General features: G+C 57.8%; 3 protein-coding genes. All 3 read left to right on the forward strand.

Annotation, left to right across the window (positions count from 1 at the left end; translation table 11 throughout):
- Nucleotides 1-81 precede the first annotated feature (81 nt).
- Nucleotides 82-489, forward strand: a complete 408-nt coding sequence (locus BJL95_RS20705) for a transposase (RefSeq protein ID WP_254786668.1) — start codon at nucleotides 82-84, stop codon at nucleotides 487-489.
- Complete coding sequence (gene tnpB / locus BJL95_RS20710) at nucleotides 465-815, forward strand: IS66 family insertion sequence element accessory protein TnpB (protein ID WP_064031840.1); 351 nt, start codon at nucleotides 465-467, stop codon at nucleotides 813-815. Before BJL95_RS20705 ends, tnpB begins: the two co-directional genes overlap by 25 nt.
- 31 nt (nucleotides 816-846) lie before the next feature.
- Nucleotides 847-1,546 (forward strand): IS66 family transposase zinc-finger binding domain-containing protein (locus BJL95_RS20715; RefSeq protein WP_139306362.1); only part of this gene is annotated, 700 nt, incomplete at its 3' end.

Genomic DNA, 1,546 nt, shown 5'->3' on the forward strand with positions numbered 1-1,546 from the left:
GTAAGCGGTCCTTTAACAGCATCTGTATAAACAGCTCGAAAGGAACGAAGATAGTGTCCACTTATAATCAGGTGGACACCTATGAAGGAGCATAACACGCGATTATCGCGGCCATTAATCGTGGGGCACGGGCGAGACGGCCGTTGCCTTTATGATCCGGAAGCCAAGCGGGAGCTAGTGAAAGTTTGCTTGCATTCGGGCACATCGGTTGCCAAGATCGCTCTGCAATACGGTATCAATGCCAATCTGCTGCGCAAGTGGATGGGGCATTACCGAGAAACAGGACATCCGAATCCGAACAGTCCATTAACGTTGCCGGCTTTTGTGCCCGTTCAGTCGCTGAGCGCAGAGAAACCGGCTGAGTCAGCGCTCAGTGCGGAGTTGCCCAACGGCGTTAAACTCGCGTTACAGCCTGTCGAGCTGAGCGACCTGCCGGTGATTTTGAAGGCGTTGGCCGAGCTGCCATGTTTCGTTTCGACGCAGGATTGAAGGTCTACCTGCACCGCGAGCCGGTCGACGGCCGCAAGGCCATCAATGGTTTAGCGCTGCTGGTTGAGCAGGCATTAGGCTTGAATCCGTTCGAGCCGGCCATCTACGTGTTCAGCAATCGCCGGCGGGATCGGATCAAACTGCTGTTGTGGGACCGCACCGGTTTTTGGTTGATGCTCAAGCGGCTGGAAGCCGACCGTTTTCACTGGCCGAAAGAGGCAGCAGTTGTGACGTTGACGGTCGAGCAACTCCACTGGTTGTTAGCCGGTATTGACTTGGCCGCGATGCGGCCGCATCCGGCACGAACCTATACCCAAGTAGGCTGAAACGCGGATGTAAAGCCGGTAAAATAACGGCATGACGCCCACCATCACGCTGTCCACCGAAGACTACCAAGCCTTGCTGGCCGAGCAGCAACGGCTGGCGAGTCAACTGCGGTTGGTGACGGTCGAGCGTGATTTATTGAAAGAACGTGTGGATGCCTTTCTGCATAGGCTGTATGCCGCAAAATCCGAGGCGCGGGCCAATCCGGCCCAGCGCGACCTGTTCCTGAATGAAGCCGAAGCCTTAGCTCCTAACGGTACGCCGGTGGCCGAGGAAGCGACACCCGAAGCGGTCGAGGTGGCCGGTCACCGCCGCCAGAAACGCGGTCGAAAACCGCTCGATCCGCATCTGCCGCGTGAGATCGTGCGCCATGAATTAGCGGAAGCCGAACGCATCTGTGCGCATGACGGTACTCGTCTGGTGGAAATCGGCGCTGAAATCAGCGAGCAGCTCGACATCGTGCCGCAACAGGTGCGAGTCATTCAACATCACCGCGTCAAATATGCCTGCCCGTGCTGCGATGAAAGCATTCGCGTGACGCCGGCACCGGTTCGCATCATCCCCAAAGGCTTACTCACCGAAACGGCATTAGCCTGGGTCGTCACCGCAAAATACCAGGATAGCCTGCCGCTGTATCGGCAAGCCGCGCTGTTGAGCCGTTTCGGCGGCGATCTGTCGCGCAACACGCTGGCGGCTAGCATGGTGCGGGTTGGCGACGCAGTGCAACCCATCA

The organism is Methylomonas sp. LWB, from assembly GCF_001856095.1.
GTDB classification, from domain to species: Bacteria; Pseudomonadota; Gammaproteobacteria; order Methylococcales; family Methylomonadaceae; genus Methylomonas; species Methylomonas koyamae_A.